The sequence below is a fragment of the Haloarchaeobius baliensis genome (assembly GCF_052060055.1).
GTDB lineage: Archaea > Halobacteriota > Halobacteria > Halobacteriales > Natrialbaceae > Haloarchaeobius > Haloarchaeobius baliensis.
Map to the genome: position 1 here is coordinate 714927 of NZ_JBPPFR010000002.1, position 14951 is coordinate 729877.

16 protein-coding genes and 1 pseudogene are annotated in these 14951 nt (G+C 69.7%); 4 read left to right on the top strand and 13 right to left on the bottom strand.

Annotation, left to right across the window (positions count from 1 at the left end):
* Nucleotides 1–160: 160 nt before the first annotated feature.
* The 8 genes from ACSG06_RS14395 to trpC all read right to left on the bottom strand — a co-directional run bounded on the left by ACSG06_RS14395 (nucleotide 161) and on the right by trpC (nucleotide 5859).
* Complete coding sequence (locus tag ACSG06_RS14395) at nucleotides 161–463, bottom strand: DUF7565 family protein (protein ID WP_440990978.1); 303 nt, start codon at nucleotides 461–463, stop codon at nucleotides 161–163.
* A gap of 31 nt (nucleotides 464–494) precedes the next feature.
* Nucleotides 495–914, bottom strand: coding sequence for a 6,7-dimethyl-8-ribityllumazine synthase (gene ribH / locus ACSG06_RS14400; protein ID WP_440990979.1), 420 nt, complete (start codon nucleotides 912–914; stop codon nucleotides 495–497).
* Nucleotides 915–992: 78 nt separating this feature from the next.
* Nucleotides 993–1502 (bottom strand): hypothetical protein, encoded by a 510-nt coding sequence (locus ACSG06_RS14405; protein ID WP_440990980.1) that lies wholly within the window; start codon nucleotides 1500–1502, stop codon nucleotides 993–995.
* A 40-nt stretch (nucleotides 1503–1542) separates the two neighbouring features.
* Nucleotides 1543–2112, bottom strand: coding sequence for a SprT family zinc-dependent metalloprotease (locus ACSG06_RS14410; protein ID WP_440990981.1), 570 nt, complete (start codon nucleotides 2110–2112; stop codon nucleotides 1543–1545).
* A 32-nt stretch (nucleotides 2113–2144) separates the two neighbouring features.
* Nucleotides 2145–2942, bottom strand: coding sequence for a 2-amino-3,7-dideoxy-D-threo-hept-6-ulosonate synthase (locus ACSG06_RS14415; RefSeq protein ID WP_440990982.1), 798 nt, complete (start codon nucleotides 2940–2942; stop codon nucleotides 2145–2147).
* Between the two features lie 27 nt (nucleotides 2943–2969).
* Nucleotides 2970–3836, bottom strand: coding sequence for a tryptophan synthase subunit alpha (gene trpA, locus ACSG06_RS14420; protein WP_440990983.1), 867 nt, complete (start codon nucleotides 3834–3836; stop codon nucleotides 2970–2972).
* Nucleotides 3833–5017, bottom strand: coding sequence for a tryptophan synthase subunit beta (gene trpB, locus ACSG06_RS14425; protein ID WP_440991432.1), 1185 nt, complete (start codon nucleotides 5015–5017; stop codon nucleotides 3833–3835). Before trpB ends, trpA begins: the two co-directional genes overlap by 4 nt.
* 89 nt (nucleotides 5018–5106) lie before the next feature.
* A complete protein-coding gene (gene trpC, locus ACSG06_RS14430; RefSeq protein ID WP_440991433.1) occupies nucleotides 5107–5859 on the bottom strand; it encodes an indole-3-glycerol phosphate synthase in 753 nt (250 codons plus the stop codon).
* Between the two features lie 110 nt (nucleotides 5860–5969).
* Here trpC and ACSG06_RS14435 point away from each other — a divergent pair, with 110 nt between their 5' ends.
* The gene (locus ACSG06_RS14435) at nucleotides 5970–6449 is read left to right on the top strand and encodes a methylated-DNA--[protein]-cysteine S-methyltransferase (RefSeq protein WP_440990984.1); all 480 of its coding nucleotides are present in this window, start codon (nucleotides 5970–5972) and stop codon (nucleotides 6447–6449) included.
* Here ACSG06_RS14435 and ACSG06_RS14440 read toward each other — a convergent pair.
* The 3 genes from ACSG06_RS14440 to lonB are packed head-to-tail and all read right to left on the bottom strand — an operon-like array spanning nucleotide 6446 to nucleotide 10342.
* Entirely contained in the window at nucleotides 6446–7162 is a 717-nt protein-coding gene (locus tag ACSG06_RS14440) for a hypothetical protein (protein WP_440990985.1), read from the bottom strand. The two genes, ACSG06_RS14435 and ACSG06_RS14440, sit on opposite strands and share 4 nt — an antisense overlap.
* A gap of 51 nt (nucleotides 7163–7213) precedes the next feature.
* On the bottom strand, nucleotides 7214–8161 hold the full coding sequence (locus ACSG06_RS14445) for a CPBP family intramembrane glutamic endopeptidase (RefSeq protein ID WP_440990986.1): 948 nt from the start codon (nucleotides 8159–8161) through the stop codon (nucleotides 7214–7216).
* Between the two features lie 6 nt (nucleotides 8162–8167).
* Nucleotides 8168–10342, bottom strand: a complete 2175-nt coding sequence (gene lonB, locus ACSG06_RS14450; RefSeq protein WP_440990987.1) for an ATP-dependent protease LonB — start codon at nucleotides 10340–10342, stop codon at nucleotides 8168–8170.
* Nucleotides 10343–10508: 166 nt separating this feature from the next.
* Between lonB and ACSG06_RS14455 the strand changes: the two genes are divergently transcribed.
* From ACSG06_RS14455 to ACSG06_RS14465, 3 genes are read left to right on the top strand one after another with little or no spacing between them, the layout of a single operon-like run.
* Nucleotides 10509–11027 (top strand): nicotinamide-nucleotide adenylyltransferase, encoded by a 519-nt coding sequence (locus ACSG06_RS14455; protein WP_440990988.1) that lies wholly within the window; start codon nucleotides 10509–10511, stop codon nucleotides 11025–11027.
* 44 nt (nucleotides 11028–11071) lie between these two features.
* Nucleotides 11072–11869, top strand: a complete 798-nt coding sequence (locus tag ACSG06_RS14460; protein WP_440990989.1) for an SAM hydrolase/SAM-dependent halogenase family protein — start codon at nucleotides 11072–11074, stop codon at nucleotides 11867–11869.
* Entirely contained in the window at nucleotides 11863–12504 is a 642-nt protein-coding gene (locus ACSG06_RS14465; RefSeq protein WP_440990990.1) for a trimeric intracellular cation channel family protein, read from the top strand. Before ACSG06_RS14460 ends, ACSG06_RS14465 begins: the two co-directional genes overlap by 7 nt.
* 36 nt (nucleotides 12505–12540) lie before the next feature.
* On the opposite strand, the gene ACSG06_RS14470 is transcribed toward ACSG06_RS14465, so the two are convergent.
* A complete protein-coding gene (locus ACSG06_RS14470) occupies nucleotides 12541–13878 on the bottom strand; it encodes an APC family permease (protein ID WP_440990991.1) in 1338 nt (445 codons plus the stop codon).
* A gap of 126 nt (nucleotides 13879–14004) precedes the next feature.
* Nucleotides 14005–14946: pseudogene (locus ACSG06_RS14475) on the bottom strand (formate/nitrite transporter family protein); the annotation flags it as partial.
* Nucleotides 14947–14951: the final 5 nt, after the last annotated feature.

The window sequence follows — 14951 nt, forward strand, 5'->3', positions numbered from 1 at the left end:
GGCTGAAGTGAAACGGGTCCGGACCCCCCTAAGTCGCCCCTCCCCCCAGACACGACTTAGGTGTTAGCTTCGAGAGACCGCTGAATGAAAGCACATCTCCCTAACCAGTTCGGTATCTGGGCGGCGTCCGCGGGGCCGACGGTCGAGGATGGACCGCCGCTCAGGACTTGACGGCCTCGCCGCCGAGGCGTTCGACGACGGTCTGGAGGTCGGCCTCCTCCTCGACGAGCTCCTTGATCTCCTCGCGCTCGCGGACCTCCTCGGAGCTCGCGCCGTAGGCCCGGACGTACTCCGCGCGGGAGTGTTCGTTGAAGGCGTGGCGGATGGCGAGGTAGCCGTCTGGGACGACGACGCCGCAGACCTTGCACTCGCGGCGCTCGTGGTCGGAGCTCTGGTGGACCACGAGGTCCTCGGGCGTGCCGAACCGCTCGCCGCAGCCGTCGATTCCGCATTCCCAGGGCATCGGTTGGCCGGATGTACGAGAGTCCGGTATTTCACTGTTGTCCCCTGGCGGGAAGCGCCTCGGTCAGGTCGATCGCGGCGTCGGCCGCGCCGGCGCACTTCTCGATCCGCTCGTGGGCCTCGGCGGCGCTCATGTCCGGGCCGGCGACGCCGAAGGTGACTGGGGTGTCCCGCTGCAGTCCGATGTCGGAGAGCCGCCGCGCCGCGGCGTGGGTCACCACCTGGTCGTGGTCGGTGTCGCCGGTTACGACGACGCCGAGGACGGCGACGGCGTCGATCCGGTCCTGTCTTGCCAGCCGGTCGGCGGCGAGCGGTGTGTCGTAGACGCCGGGCACGTGGACGGTCTCGGCGACGTGGGCGTCGCGGGCTTCGATGTTGCTCCGCGCATGGGCTTCTATCTCAGCGGCTAGCTCCTCGTAGAACTGCGCGACGACGAGTCCGAGTGCTGTCATTGCGTCTCGACGGTGCTGATGGTTCAACAAATACGTTACCGTTTCCAGATTCGTTACGAACTTGCTGGCAGGGTGACGTCAGGGGTCACGGACGATAGCGGAGACCCGGTCCGGTACGCCGGCGCGCCGGTCGGTGATCCGGAGCAACAGCGAGTGGATGGCCAGGTCGTCCCCGTACCCACCCGAGGGTTCGCCGATGCCGACCACGACGTCGAGACCCTCGTCGGTGCGCTCGATGCGGTCGAGTTCGAGCCACGTCGCGCTCTGTCTGCCGTACTGGACCACCACGACGAACGATTCGTCGAAGTCGGTGTCGTCGAGGAAGCTCGCCGGGACGTCGACCGGCGTGATGGACTCGGTCGCGTTCTCCCGCCGGGTGAAGACCCGGTGGACCGTCCCGCCGTTGTAGATCGTCTCATGTCGCTCGCGGGATTCGGGGAGCACGTCGTGCACGGTGTGTTCCTCCCTCACTGACATTTCGGGCGGAAGCGACGGCGAGTCGTCGAGGACCGTGTCGTCGCCGAGACAGCCGCCGAGGAGGGACGTGAATCCGAGACCGCCGCTCGCGAGGACCGTTCTGCGTCGCATATCCGGATGTACGAAACCCGATACCTTGTCGCTTGTCCCGTCACCAGTCGTCCTCGAGTGCGGCCCGCACCTGCTCGAAGCCCGCGCCGTCCTCCCACGTCCGGCCCGAGTCGGTGTGCTCGACGACGTACCGGTCGCCGCAGTCGCCACAGCGGTATCTTGCGGGTTCGGTCACGGTCTTCGATGCGCGGTAGCGGCGCGCGCTCCACTCGCAGCCGTCGTTCCGACATCGGAGGAGGTAGCGCGGGTCGGCGAACGGCTCGCAGTGCCGGGGGGCGTCGACTGCGTCGGCCTGCTGCTTGAAGCGGGGGCCGTGGCCGGACTCGCCGAATCGCTGGAACTCCCAGGCGTGGACGAGCTCGTGTCGGACCGTGTCGGCGACCTCGCCCCAGCCGTGGGCCTGGTACGAGTGCCAGGAGAGCACGATGGTGACGCCGCCGTCGGGGTCGTACCGGCAGGCCCCGGCCCGGCGTCGCGCGTGCTTCGAGATCTCCCAGCTGACCGCGTCGAGGTCGACGTCGATGTCCACCGTACCGGCGTAGGTCCGGGCCCACGCGAGCAGGTCCTCGGGCGTGTCCGGGTCCGGTGCGCCGATGCTGTCGCTGGCCACGGTGGATGCTCGCAGGATGGGTGCAAAAGCGTTCAGGCTTCGACGACGAAGCCGCCACGTTCGAGCGCCTCGTCGACGCTCGCGTCGTCGTGGACGATGGCCGAGACGGCCGTCGTGATGGCTGCGGGGTCCTCGTGCTGGAAGATGGAGCGGCCCATGGAGACGCCGGCCGCGCCGCCGTCCATCGCGCCGCGGACCATCTCGACGGTCTCGCGGTCGCTGCCGCGTGCGCCGCCGGCGATGAGGACGGGGAGCCGGGTCGACTCGCAGACGTGCTCGAAGGAGGCGCCGTCGCCGGAGTAGCCGGTCTTCACGATGTCGGCGCCGAGCTCCTCTGCGAGGCGGACCGCGTGACCGAGCGACTCGGGGTCGGTGCTGTCGACGCCAGGACCGCGGGCGTACGCCATCGCCAGCACGGGGATGCCGAAGCGCGAGGCGACGTCGGTGATCCCCGCGAGGTCCTCGATCTGCTCGGGCTCGTGGTCGCTGCCGACGTTGATGTGGAAGGAGACGGCGTCGGCGCCGGCCCGGATGGCCTCCTCGACGGTACCGGTGAGCCGTTTGTCGTTCGTGTCCGGGCCGATGGTCGTCGACGCGTTGAGGTGGACGATGTAGCCCGCTTCGTTCTTGTTGTCGTGGACCCGCGGCGCGATGCCCTTCTGGGTGAGCACCGCGTCGGCGCCGGCCCGCGTCACCGCGTCTATCGTCGATTCGATGTCCTTCAGTCCCTGTACCGCACCGAGTGTGATGCCGTGGTCCATCGGGACGACGAGGTAGTTCCCGTCTGTCCCGACGCGACCGAGGCGTGCACGTGTTCCTGGTGTCGTCATTGGTTGTCAGTAGTTAGCATATCGCATTTATTGGCCTTCCGGTTTCGCCATATCTTCCGCGCCGGCAGCGACGCCCTCGCTGAGTTCGCGAGCCATCGCCTCGAGCCGGTCGGGAACGTCGTCGCCGTCGGGGTCGCCGTGCTCGGCGACGATGTCGACGAGCGCACTCCCGACGATGACGCCGTCTGCGCCGGCTTCGACGATGTGTCGCGCCTGGTCACCACTCGACACGCCGAAGCCGACCGCCTTAGGGATGTCGTACTGACTGACCTTCCCGAGCGAGTCGGCGGTCTGGTCGCTCACGTCGGCCTTGGCGCCTGTGACGCCGAGTCTCGCCTGTACGTAGAGGTAGCCGGAGGACAGTTCGACCATGCGTTCGAGGCGCTCGCCCTCGGTCGTCGGGGCGACGATGAACACGAGCTCGACTCCATGTTCGTCACACGCCGCCCGGAGCGGCCCGGCCTCCTCGGCGGGCAGGTCGGGGATGACGAACCCGGAGATGCCGACCTCGGCGGCGCGCGCGACGAACGATTCGGGCCCGTCGCTCGCGGCTTCGCCGCTCGCATCCGAGGCGCGGTGCGCCTCGCTGTCCCCGTACTGGTAGAGCAGGTTGTAGTACGTCATGCAGACGATGGGGACATCCACCTCGAGCGAGTCCACGAAGTCGAGGTAGACGTCGGGCGTGACGCCGGCTTCGAGCGCGCGGACGACCGACGCCTGGATGGTCGGCCCCTCCGCGATCGGCTCGGAGAACGGCAGCCCGAGTTCGAGCACGTCCGCGCCGCCGCGGACCAGGGCCTGCACGTACTCGCGGGTACGCTCGACGCTCGGGTCGCCGACGCAGAGGTACGGGACGAACGCCGGCTCGTCGAAGGCGGCCGCGAGGTCGCTCATCGGCCCACCTCCGAGAACACGTCCATGCTCGGCGCGTTCGACAGTTCCCGCTGTTCGGTCTCCTCGATGACCGATTCGAGGTCCTTGTCGCCCCGCCCGGAGACGTTGATGACGGTCAGCTCGCCGAGCTGCTCGGGGTTCCCACGCGCGAACGCGACCGCGTGGGCGGACTCCAGCGCGGGGATGATGCCCTCCTCCTGCGAGAGCAGGTGGAACGCCTCCAGTGCGTCGTCGTCGTCGACGGTGGCCGGCGTCACCCGGTCGATGTCGACGAGGTGGGCCAGCTCCGGCCCGACGCCGGCGTAGTCCAGCCCGGAGGAGACGCTGTGGCTCTCGACGACGTTGCCGTCGGAGTCCTGCAGCAGCTTCGTCCGCGCGCCGTGGAGCACGCCCTCGGTGCCGGTCGACAGGCTCGCCGAGTTCGGCGCGACCCCGGTCTCCTCGTCGACCGCGAGCGAGGAGCCACCCGCCTCGACGGCGAACAGGTCCACGGAGCCGTCGTCGACGAACTCGTGGAACGCGCCCATCGTGTTCGAGCCGCCGCCGGCGCACGCGACGACGGAGTCCGGCAGCCGTCCGGCCTTCTCCAGGACCTGATCGCGAGCCTCCTCGCTGATCACCGACTGGAACGTGCGCACCATCTCGGGGAACGGGTGCGGGCCGACCACGCTGCCGATAACGTAGTGGGTGTCCTCGACGTTGGTCGCCCAGTCGCGCATCGTCTCGTTGATCGCCTCCTTCAGCGTGCCGCGCCCGGCCGAGACGGGGTTCACCTCGCTCCCGTTCAGCCGCATCCGGAAGACGTTGGGCCGCTGGCGCTGGATGTCGCGGGTGCCCATGTACACCTCGCAGGGCATGTCGAGGTGTGCGGCCGCCATGGCGGTCGCGGTGCCGTGCTGGCCCGCGCCGGTCTCTGCGACGATGCGCTCTTTGCCCATGTACCTCGCTAGCAGCACCTGCCCGAGCGCGTTGTTCAGCTTGTGCGCGCCGCCGTGGAGCAGGTCCTCGCGCTTCAGGTACACCTCGCGGTCGAGCCGCTCGCTGAGACGGTCCGCGCGCTGGAGCGGCGTCGGTCGGCCGCCGAAGTCCCGCAGCCGCTGGCGGAACTCGTCCATGAAGCCGTCCTCGTTCTCGAGCACGTAGCGCTCGTAGGCGTCCTCGAGCTCCTGCACCGCGGGCATCAGCGCCTCGGGGACGTACTGGCCGCCGTAGCGGCCGAACGTGCCGGGCCGGTCCTCGCTCTCGTCTGTCGCTCGTCGTGTCTCGTGGCTCACGCGTACACCAGCTCCTCGGTCGACCCTCGGGGCTCGCCGGCCATAATCGCACTGCCGACCAGCAGGCCGTCGGCTCCAGCCGCGCGCATCCGCCGGACGTCCGCGGGCGTCGAGATGCCCGACTCGGCGACGAGCGTCACGTCGTCGGGTGCTTCGGGCGCGACGCGCTCGAACGTCCCCAGGTCGACGGTCAGTTCGGCGAGGTCGCGGTTGTTCACGCCGACGAGTGTCGCCCCCGCGTCGAGCGCGGTCGCCAGTTCGGCCTCGCTGTGGACCTCGACGAGCGGCTCGAAGCCGCGCTCGCGCGCTGCGTCGACCATCTCGCCGACGTCGTCGACGAAGCGGGCGATGACCAGCGCGGCGTCCGCCTCGACCGCGTCGAGGTGGCCCGGTTCGAGCAGGAAGTCCTTGCGCAGCACGGGCACGTCGACCGCCTCGCGCACCCGTTCGAGGTTCTCGACGCTGCCGCCGAAGTGCTCGGGTTCGGTCAGCACCGAGAGAGCGGCCGCACCGCCCTCGACCATGGCCCGCGCGAGGTCGACCGGGTCCTCGGTGCGTGTCCCCTCGGTCGTCGGGCTCGTCGGCTTCACCTCCGCGATGAGTGGTACCCGACCGTCCGCGTCGGCCGCCGCCAGCGCGTCGGAGAGCGACGCGCCGTCGACGCTGACCCGGTCGTCGGGCACCGTCCGTCGCGCCGCGGCGTCCAGGATGGAGCGGACGGCGGGCGCGAACTCCTCAGTAGCGTTCATCATCGTACATCAATGTGCTAATCTGTACATAAGGTTTGCGTCATCGGTGGGCCAGCACGGGCATCGGCGTCACGGGAACCTTCAAGGCCGTCTCCACCCTCGGTGCCCCTATGGACGCTGACGACGACGGCGTCGCCGGAATCTACGCCCGACACTCGCCGTTCCTCGAACGCGACGTACAGCTCGGAGTCGCCAGTGGGCGGGTCATCTCCGTCTCCTTCCCCCGGGAGGCCGACGACGGCGCCGGCGCGGACCACCCCGTCCTCGACCGCATCGACGAGTACCTCGACGGGGTCAAGCCCGTCGACTTCGACGACGTGGAGGTCGCGTTGACGATGCCGACCGACCAGCGCACCGTCCTCGAGACACTCCGCGAGCAGGTGCCCTACGGCGAGGACGTCTCGGTCGCACAGCTCGCCCGCATGACGCCCGGCCTCGACGCCGAGGACGAGGACGACCTCATCCTCGTGCGCACTGCGCTCGACGCGAACCCGGTGCCGCTGCTCGTCCCGGACCACCGGGTTCGCGACGGTCCCAGCGCCGCCGAACCGCACGTCGAACAGAAACTCCGGTCGATAGAGGGCCTCTAGTCCGCAGCCGTCGCCGTTCCGTACCGCTTCTCGGCGTTGTCCTGCAGTCCGAAGACCGCGTGATTCACCGCCAGCGCGACCGCGAGCACCGGCCACGACCGGGTCAGGACGAACGCGACGCCGAGCACCAGGAACGTCGTCGAACTCCGGACGACGACGCCGGGACCCTCCCACGCGCTCTTGCCGCCGGCGAGGAGTGCCGTGACGGCTGCGAGCGCGTACGCCGTCGGCGTCGTCCCCGTCGTCAGCCCGCCGAGGACGAACGCGACGAATATCGTGGTGTCGACGGCCGACGAGAGCCACGACGAGGGCAGGTAGATCGCCCACTCCAGCGGCGAGTCGGGCCAGAGCGTCGCCCAGGCCGACGAGTCCGCCTCCCAACCGAAACGGGTGACGACCGCTCGCGACGCGACCGCGGCCAGGACGAGTGCGGCGCCGGTCCCGACCCCGGCGAGTACGGACTGCGTCGTGGCCGACTCGGGACCCAGCCCGACGGCGGACGGGCTCGCGCCGACGACGGCGAACAGGACGACCAGCAGGAACGCCAGCGCGACACCGCGAGCGACGACCTGCTTCGCGGTCGCACGGAACGTCTCGAACGCCCCGTCGTAGGCGTCGGGACTCAGGCGCAGGCGGACGAGGACACCCACCGTCGTGGCCACGTTGATGCCCAAGGCGACCGCGCCGAGGACGAATCCAGGGTCGTCGAACATGTCGGTCGGTGGTAGTCGTTCGGGGGAGAAATGCGTGCGGGGTCCGGTCCGTCACACCCACTCCACGCCCAGCCCCTCGTGCACCCCGAACTCCAGCGCGTTCACGAGGTAGTGTGCGACGACGACGGTGACGAGACTGCCCGTCAGCACGAACGCCGCCGCCAGCACGAACCCGAGCGCGCCGGTGACGGCGACGCCCGCCGGCCCCTGGAGGCCGTGGCCCGCCGCGAACAGCAGCGAGGAGCCGACGGCGAGCAGCCACGGGGAGACGCCGAAGCCGGCGGCGAGCACGCCGACCATCGCCGCCCGGAAGAGCACCTCCTCGAAGACGGCGACCAGCGGGAGGACGAAGCCGAGCAGCACCGCCCACCCCCGCACGCTGTCGGGGGCGAGCACGCTGCGCAGGCGTTCGTCGTACTCGATGCCCGCCCCTTCGGCGGCGGCCGCGCCGACCTCGTTCGCGACGTAGAGCCCGACGCCGAGGCCGACCCCGGCGAGCAGCGGCACGGGCCCGAACGCGGCGGGCGAGAGACCCATCGCGGTCGCCGGAACCCCGGTGAGCATCGCGGCCCCGAGGACGGCGACGAGGAACACGCCCTGCGTGATGGCGACGTTCGCGAGCAGCATCCCGGTCGTCATGGCGTCGAGCGGGTCCGTCTCACGCCCGTCCGGCCACGGCTGGTGGGTCTCGGACGGGCCGACGGTCGTGGGGTCGGGCGTCGTCGACCGGTCGGACCGCTCGGGCGTGTCTTGCCGGTCCGGTGCTTCCTCGACCCCGTCGGTCCCGGCGTCGTCTACCGAACCTTCCTGCTGTCGTGTCCCCCGGCTCACCGACGAACCGGTCACCGCCTGCGTCGTCGAGTACGAGAGCACGAGCATCAGCCCGGTGACGAGGGCCAGGGCGGCCGCGAACGAGGTCGCGTCGAACGACGAGCCTGCGGCTGTGGACTGGAAGAACGGAAGAAGTGGGCCGACGGCAGACGCCGTCGTCCCGGACATCGGCGCTTACTGCGGGCTCGGCGAGCCGCCGCTGCGGCCGATGTCGTGCTCCAGCGCGGAGCCCGTGATGGACTTGAGCCGGTCGACCAGCGAGTCCTTGTCGGGCTCGCCGGCGAGCGCCACGTCCAGCACCTCGCTGATGTGGCTGACCGGGATGATCTCGATCTGCTCTTTGTACTCGTCCTCGATCATCACGTCCTGCTCGTTCGCCTTCGGGATGATGACCCGGTCGAGTCCGGCCTTCGCGGCCGCCTCGATCTTGTGGGTCACGCCGCCGACGGGCAGCACGTCGCCACGGACCGACAGCGAGCCGGTCATGGCGAGGTCCTGCGCGACGGGCATGTCCTCCAGCGCGCTGATGACGGCGGTCGCGACCGTGATGGACGCGGAGTCGCCGTCGACGCCCTGCTGGCCCGCCTGCACGAACTGGATGTGGATGTCCTTCTCCGAGATGTCCTCGTCGGAGAACTTCTTGATGATGGCGGAGACGTTCTGCACGGCCTCCTCGGCCATCTCCTGCAGCTTCCCGGTGGCGATGACCTGTCCGGGGCCCTGCGAGGGAGCGACCTCGGCCATGACGGGGAGGACGATACCGGAGTCCTCGCCCATGACCGCGAGGCCGTTGACGCGGCCGACCACGTCGCCTTCGGAGACGGTCATCTCGTAGTCCTTGCGGCGCTCGATGTAGTTGTCCGCGAGCTGCTGTTCGATGCCGCGCGAGCGGCGCTTGGCCTGGATGACGTCGTCGCGGGTGGTCTCGTCGCGGTCCTCGCCGCGGGCGATGTCGCCGGCGACGCGGACCAGCCCGCCGAGGTTCCGCAGCTCGAGCGTGAGGTGGCCCTTCCGGCCCGAGCGGCGCTTCGCCTCGAGGATGACCTCCTCGGCGGCGTCGCGGGTGAAGTGCGGGAGCCGCCCGTCGTTCTCGACCTCCTGGGCGATGAAGCGGGCGTACTTCCGGCGCATCTCGGGGGTGTCCTCGATGGTGTCGTCCATGTACACCTCGTACCCGTAGCCCTTGATACGGCTGCGGAGCGCGGGGTGCATGTTCTCCATCGCGTCGAGGTTCCCCGCCGCGACCATGACGAAGTCACAGGGGACGGGCTCGGTCTGGACCATCGCGCCCGAGGAGCGCTCGGACTGGCCGGTGATGCCGAACTCGCCCTCCTGGATGGCCGTCATCAGCTTCTGCTGGCTGCGGATGTCGAGCGTGTTGATCTCGTCGATGAACAGCACGCCCTTGTTGGCCTTGTGGATGGCACCGGGCTCGACGCGGTCGTGGCTCGGCGTCTCCATCCCACCGGACTGGAACGGGTCGTGGCGGACGTCGCCGAGCAGCGCACCGGCGTGGGCGCCCGTCGCGTCCTCGAACGGCGCGGTCTGCTGTTCGGCGTTGTTCACGATGAGGTTCGGGATCATCGAGTCCGTCGAGCGGCCGGAGTACCGGAACGCGAGGTACACCACACCGGCCGCGAGGATACCCAGCAGGAGACTGCGGGTGACCACGGCGTAGACGAGGACCACGGCCATGATGATGAGCATCAGGAACGAGCGCATCTGGTTGCGCTTCCTGGCCTCGTCCTTGTACGCCTCGATTATCTGGTCGCCCTTGCCGGCGGGGACCGTGCGGACCTTCGGTTCGTTGCCGTCGTCCGGGTTGTGGTACACGAGGATGTCCTGGAGGTCCTCCTTCGGGAGGAGCTGGGACATGGCCTTCGCGAGCATGGACTTCCCGGTCCCCGGGGAGCCGATCATCATCACGTGGCGGCGCTGCTTGGCCGCCTTCTTGACGATGTCACGGGCGTCGTCCTGTCCGATGACCTGATCGACGAGGCGGTCGGGGACCTCGATCTCGGAGGTGTTCTCGACCTTCAGCCCGCCGAGGAGGTCGTCTTCCGCGATCTCCTCGTCGATCTCGGCCCCGATGTCGACCTCGACGTCGCTGCCGAGGCGGTCGATGTCGGGCTCGTCCTCGTCCAGAGTCCCCTCGTCGTCGGGTCCCTCCTCGACGGTCGCGTCGTGGAGGCCGCCGTCGTCCGGAGACCCGTCGTCTTCGGGGAGCACCGGCTCGAACCCCTCCTCGTCGTCGGGGCTGGGGGTGTCGTCACTTTCGGGCTCCCGCTCTTCGACGGTCTCCTCGACCGTCGGCGGGGGGCCGTCGTTGGGGTCACTATCGTTACTCATGAAACGGGTTGCTACCTGAATTCTGGTGTTTTGTACTGATATACTTTCTCCCTTCTGAAGTCGCCAACGCACGACCGAAAACACCAGACTCAGGTACTGGAGACGCCGGATACGCCCACAGGGGCGTCTCGCCACCCTTATAAACGAACGGGCCGACGGGTTCGCCATGACGCGGGGATTCTACATCGGCCGGTTCCAGCCGTACCACAACGGCCACCACAGCATGGTCGAGACCATCGCCGAGGAGGTCGACGAGCTCGTCCTCGGCATCGGAAGCGCGGGCGACTCCCACTCCGAGCACGACCCGTTCACCGCCGGCGAGCGCATCATGATGCTCACGAAGTCGCTCGTCGACCACGACATCGTCACCTACGCCGTCCCCATCGAGGACCTGGAGCGGAACTCGGTCTGGGTGAGCCACGTCCAGAGCATGTGCCCCACGTTCGACGTGGCGTACTCGAACAACCCGCTCGTCATCCGGCTGTTCGAGGAGGCCGGCATCGAGGTGCGCCAGTCCCCGATGTTCAACCGCGACGTGCTCGAGGGCACGGAGGTCCGCGACCGCATGGTCGACGGCGACGACTGGGAGTCGCTGGTGCCCGACCCCGCCGTCGAGGTCATCGAGGAGATCGACGGCGTCGAGCGCATCCAGATGGTCGCTGACTCGGACACGAACGGCGACTGAGCCACACCACCACAGTTATTCTCCCGCGTCCGGCAGTCCCACCCATGATAACGCTCTCGTCGGACTTCGGCTCGCCGTACCCAGCGGCGATGCGCGGCGTCATCCTCGACCGCTGCGACGCGCGGCTGGTCGACGTGAGCCACGAGTTCCCGCGCCACGACGTGCGGGCGACGGCGTTCTGGCTGCGCGAGACGCTGCCGTACTTCCCGCCGGCGGTCCACTGCGTCGTGGTCGACCCCGGCGTCGGCACGGACCGCGACGCCATCGTCGTCCGTGTGGGCAGGCACGCGCTCGTCGCGCCGGACAACGGGGTCGTCGTCCCCGTGGCGCGGGCGCTGGCCGGGCTGGACCCCGGCGAGCCGCTGGCCGAGGCGACGCACCAGACGGTCGCGGCGTACGTCGTCGACGACGCCGACGCGGCCTCGAGCACGTTCCACGGGAGGGACGTGTTCGCACCCGCCGCAGCCCGCGTCCACGAGGTCGGCGTCGCCGCGGTCGGTGGAATGGAGGGTGTCGAGGCGACCGACGTGGCCGACCTCGTGGACTGCACGCTACCGGCAGCGACGGTCGAGGGCGCCCGTGCGGTCGGCGAGGTCCTCGTGGTGGACGACTTCGGCAACGCGGTGACGAACGTGCCCGGCGGCTTCCTCGCGGACGCGGACGAGGTGACGGTGAACGGCGAGCGCGTGCCCGTCGGCGAGACGTTCGCGGCGGTGCCGGAGGGCGACCCGCTGGTCACCGTCGGGAGCCACGGCAACGTCGAGTGCGACGTGAACCGGGGCCGCGGCGACGAGGCGTTCGGGCTCGAGCCGGGCGACGAGGTGACCATCGAGCGATGCTGACGCCGTTCGGGGTGCCCCTCGACGCGCTGACGCCCTTCGCGGCGATGAACGCCATCGGTACCGTCGCGTTCGGCGTGGCTGGCGCGTCGAAGGGCGTCGATTCGGACCTCGACTACCTCGGGGTGACGGTGCTCGGCGTCGTGACGGCACTCGGCGGGGGCATCACCCGCGACCTGCTCGTCGGGCGCATCCCGTCGGCGCTGACGGCGGAGACCGACGTGCTCCTCGCGCTCGCGGGGGTCGGCCTCGCCATCGCACTGGTCCAGGCCGAGCGCGGGAGCATCGCGGACTCGCCGCTGCTGACGGTGCCGGACGCCGTCGGGCTGGCGGCGTTCACCGCCACGGGTGCCATCGTCGGCGTCGAGGCCGGGCTCTCACCGTTCGGCGTCGTCGTCTGTGCGACCCTGACCGGTGTCGGTGGCGGGGCCATCCGGGACGTGCTCGCCCAGGAGGTGCCGTTCATCCTCCACGAGGACTTCTACGCGACGTGTGCCATCGCCGGCGGGACGGTGTTCTGGGTGCTCTGGAGTCTCGACGTCGCATCGCCGGGACCGACCGTCTCCTGTGTCGTCGTCGCGCTCGGCCTCCGGCTCGTCGGGATGCGTCGCGGGTGGTCGCTGCCGACTGTTGCCTGACGGAGAAACCCGTGATCAGTCGGTGGAGGGCGACAGCTACACGAGCGATTCGAGCTTCGCGGCCTCCTCCTCGACCAGGTCGCGCTCGAAGTACAGCAGTTCGAGCCCAAGCACGACGACCGCGAGCACGAGCACCAGCCAGAACGTCCCCCGTTCCGCCCGGTAGAGGTGGTAGAACAGCAGCGGGAAGAACCCGGCCGCGCCGACCAGCCCGAGCGCGGGCGGAACCGGGTTGACTGCGTCCCGGTCGCGCTCGGAGAACGCGATGGCCGACACGACGCCGAACACCGCGATGAACGCGAGCGAGGCGAACGAGGTGACCGCACCGAGCCCGCCGTAGGCCGCGAACGCGGCGGTCACCGCGCCGAGTGCGAGGACGGTTCGGGTCGGCACGCCGTCTGCATCAGCGTCGCCGATGCGGTCCGGGAGCAGGTCCTCGCTCAGCAGCCCCTTCGAGAAGTGCGCCGAGGAGAACAGCGTCGCGTTGATCGCGCTCCCGGTCGACAGCAGCGCCGACAGCGAGACGACGACGTACCCGACCGCGGAGAGGCCGACGGGACCGAGCATCCGCTCGGCCGCCTTCGCCAGCGCGACGTGGGGGCTCTCCTGGAGCGCCTGCGGCGCGACGTTGACCGTCACCACGGCGACGAGGACGTAGACCAGCACGGCGATCGGGATGGAGACGTACACCGACTCGCGGACCGTGCTGACGGGGTCCTCGATGCTGTCCTGATCGTAGAACAGCAGCTGCCAGCCCTGGAACGCGACGAACGAGACGGCGGCGGCCATCACCGGGCCGGTGCCGGCGAGCTCCCCGACGCCGGTCTCGACGGGCTGGGGGTCCCAGACGCCCAGGAAGACGAGCCCGACGACGCCGAACGCGAGCAGGATGGCCACCTTGGCGACGACGAGTGCCACCTCGGTCGTCCCCGTCGTCTGCGCGCCGAGCAGGTTCAGCCCGACGAAGCCCGCGACCGCGAGTACGGCGACGGCGGGTCTGAGGGAGAATCCGGCGAGCGAGCCGGGGACGACGGCGAACCCGACCGTGAACTCGGCGAACGCGGAGGCGTACATCGCCATCGAGCCGACGTAGCCGAACAGCAGCGTCCAGCCGACCATCCCCGCCGCGGTGTGGTTGCCGACGAACGCCTGGACGAACGTCACGGAGCCGCCGCCGTCCTCGACCACGCTGTTCAGCGCGTTGAACGAGTACGCTGCACACGCCGCCACGGCGCCGGCGAGGACGAACGCGGCCCACGTCGCCGGGCCGGTGAGCCGCGCGACCACGCCGAAGACGGCGTAGATGCCACCGCCGATCATCCCACCGAGGGCCATGGCAATGGCTCCGGTGCGTCCGAGTTGGGACTCAGACATACCGTCGGTAGCTAGCACGTTTCGCCAGGTAAAGGACGGGCGTACACACGTCGGTATCGGGACGGTGGCCGGCCGCTGCCCCGCTCTCGGCCCCCGCCGGGCTCTCGGGGCGGCGCGTCAGTCGTCCGTCTCGCTGGCGGGGACGTACGACCGGCCCGCGACGCCGCCGAGGAGCCACTCGCGGACCGACAGCTGCCGTTCGGGCCCCGCGGACCGGATGGCCGCCAGTCGCTGCTCGGTCGTCTGGAAGTAGTTCACCGCGGTCACGAGCACGACGCCGCCGATCGTGTTGCCGAGCAGTACCGGCAGGACGAACTCGACGAGGCCGGTCAGCAGCCACAGCTCCCCCTGGAAGACGAGGTACATCATCTCGGTGAAGGAGACGACGACGTGGAAGAGGTTCCCGAGCGGGACCGCGAGGAAGGCGACGTAGACGAGCAGCACGCGGGAGACGGTGTCCCGGGCGGCGTAGTCGACCCAGACGACCCCGGCGACGATGAGCCCGGCGAAGCAGGCCTTGAAGAACAGGGCCCACCAGCCCGTCTCCAGCCCGGCTTCCGCCAGTGTGACGGCGGCGTCTGCGGACGCGGGTTCGAAGACGCCGGTGGCGGCGAGCACGAGCGCCCCGACGGTGCCCCCGGTGAAGTTACCAGCGAGGACGATGGCCCACTTGGTCAGGAGCTTCGGGACGCTGGCGATGCGTTCGATCACCAGTGCGACCGGCGGAAGCGTGTTCTCGGTGTAGAGCTGGTAGCCGCCGATGATGATGAACAGGAAGCCCAGTGGGTACAGCAGCACGCTCAGTACCGACCCCTTCCCGAACTGCGCGGTCATCGAGGCGTACAGCAGGAAGGTGACAGAGATGGCGAAGCCGGCGGCGAGCCCGCTGAAGTAGAGTTCGCGGGTCGTCGACGTGATCTCCTCGTCGGCCGCGGCGACGATGCGCTGGAACACCTCGTCCGATGAGAAGCGGTCGCGGACGACCGCACCCGCGGCAGGTGCGCCGCTTCGAGACTGTTCGACGGCCTGCCGGACGGACTCGTCGCTCTCGTCGTCGGCGTTCGGCATGCCCG

Excerpts from the sequence above, each read along its gene's own strand:
- ACSG06_RS14455 (WP_440990988.1), top strand. The coding sequence starts at position 10,509 with ATGACGCGGGGATTCTACATCGGCCGGTTCCAGCCGTACCACAACGGC.
- ACSG06_RS14460 (WP_440990989.1), top strand. The coding sequence starts at position 11,072 with ATGATAACGCTCTCGTCGGACTTCGGCTCGCCGTACCCAGCGGCGATG.
- trpB (WP_440991432.1), bottom strand. The coding sequence starts at position 5,017 with ATGCCCGCGGTGCAGGAGCTCGAGGACGCCTACGAGCGCTACGTGCTC.
- ribH (WP_440990979.1), bottom strand. The coding sequence starts at position 914 with ATGACAGCACTCGGACTCGTCGTCGCGCAGTTCTACGAGGAGCTAGCC.
- ACSG06_RS14415 (WP_440990982.1), bottom strand. The coding sequence starts at position 2,942 with ATGACGACACCAGGAACACGTGCACGCCTCGGTCGCGTCGGGACAGAC.
- trpC (WP_440991433.1), bottom strand. The coding sequence starts at position 5,859 with ATGAACGCTACTGAGGAGTTCGCGCCCGCCGTCCGCTCCATCCTGGAC.
- ACSG06_RS14470 (WP_440990991.1), bottom strand. The coding sequence starts at position 13,878 with ATGTCTGAGTCCCAACTCGGACGCACCGGAGCCATTGCCATGGCCCTC.
- lonB (WP_440990987.1), bottom strand. The coding sequence starts at position 10,342 with ATGAGTAACGATAGTGACCCCAACGACGGCCCCCCGCCGACGGTCGAG.
- ACSG06_RS14405 (WP_440990980.1), bottom strand. The coding sequence starts at position 1,502 with ATGCGACGCAGAACGGTCCTCGCGAGCGGCGGTCTCGGATTCACGTCC.
- ACSG06_RS14465 (WP_440990990.1), top strand. The coding sequence starts at position 11,863 with ATGCTGACGCCGTTCGGGGTGCCCCTCGACGCGCTGACGCCCTTCGCG.
- ACSG06_RS14440 (WP_440990985.1), bottom strand. The coding sequence starts at position 7,162 with ATGTTCGACGACCCTGGATTCGTCCTCGGCGCGGTCGCCTTGGGCATC.
- ACSG06_RS14445 (WP_440990986.1), bottom strand. The coding sequence starts at position 8,161 with ATGTCCGGGACGACGGCGTCTGCCGTCGGCCCACTTCTTCCGTTCTTC.
- trpA (WP_440990983.1), bottom strand. The coding sequence starts at position 3,836 with ATGAGCGACCTCGCGGCCGCCTTCGACGAGCCGGCGTTCGTCCCGTAC.
- ACSG06_RS14395 (WP_440990978.1), bottom strand. The coding sequence starts at position 463 with ATGCCCTGGGAATGCGGAATCGACGGCTGCGGCGAGCGGTTCGGCACG.
- ACSG06_RS14435 (WP_440990984.1), top strand. The coding sequence starts at position 5,970 with ATGGACGCTGACGACGACGGCGTCGCCGGAATCTACGCCCGACACTCG.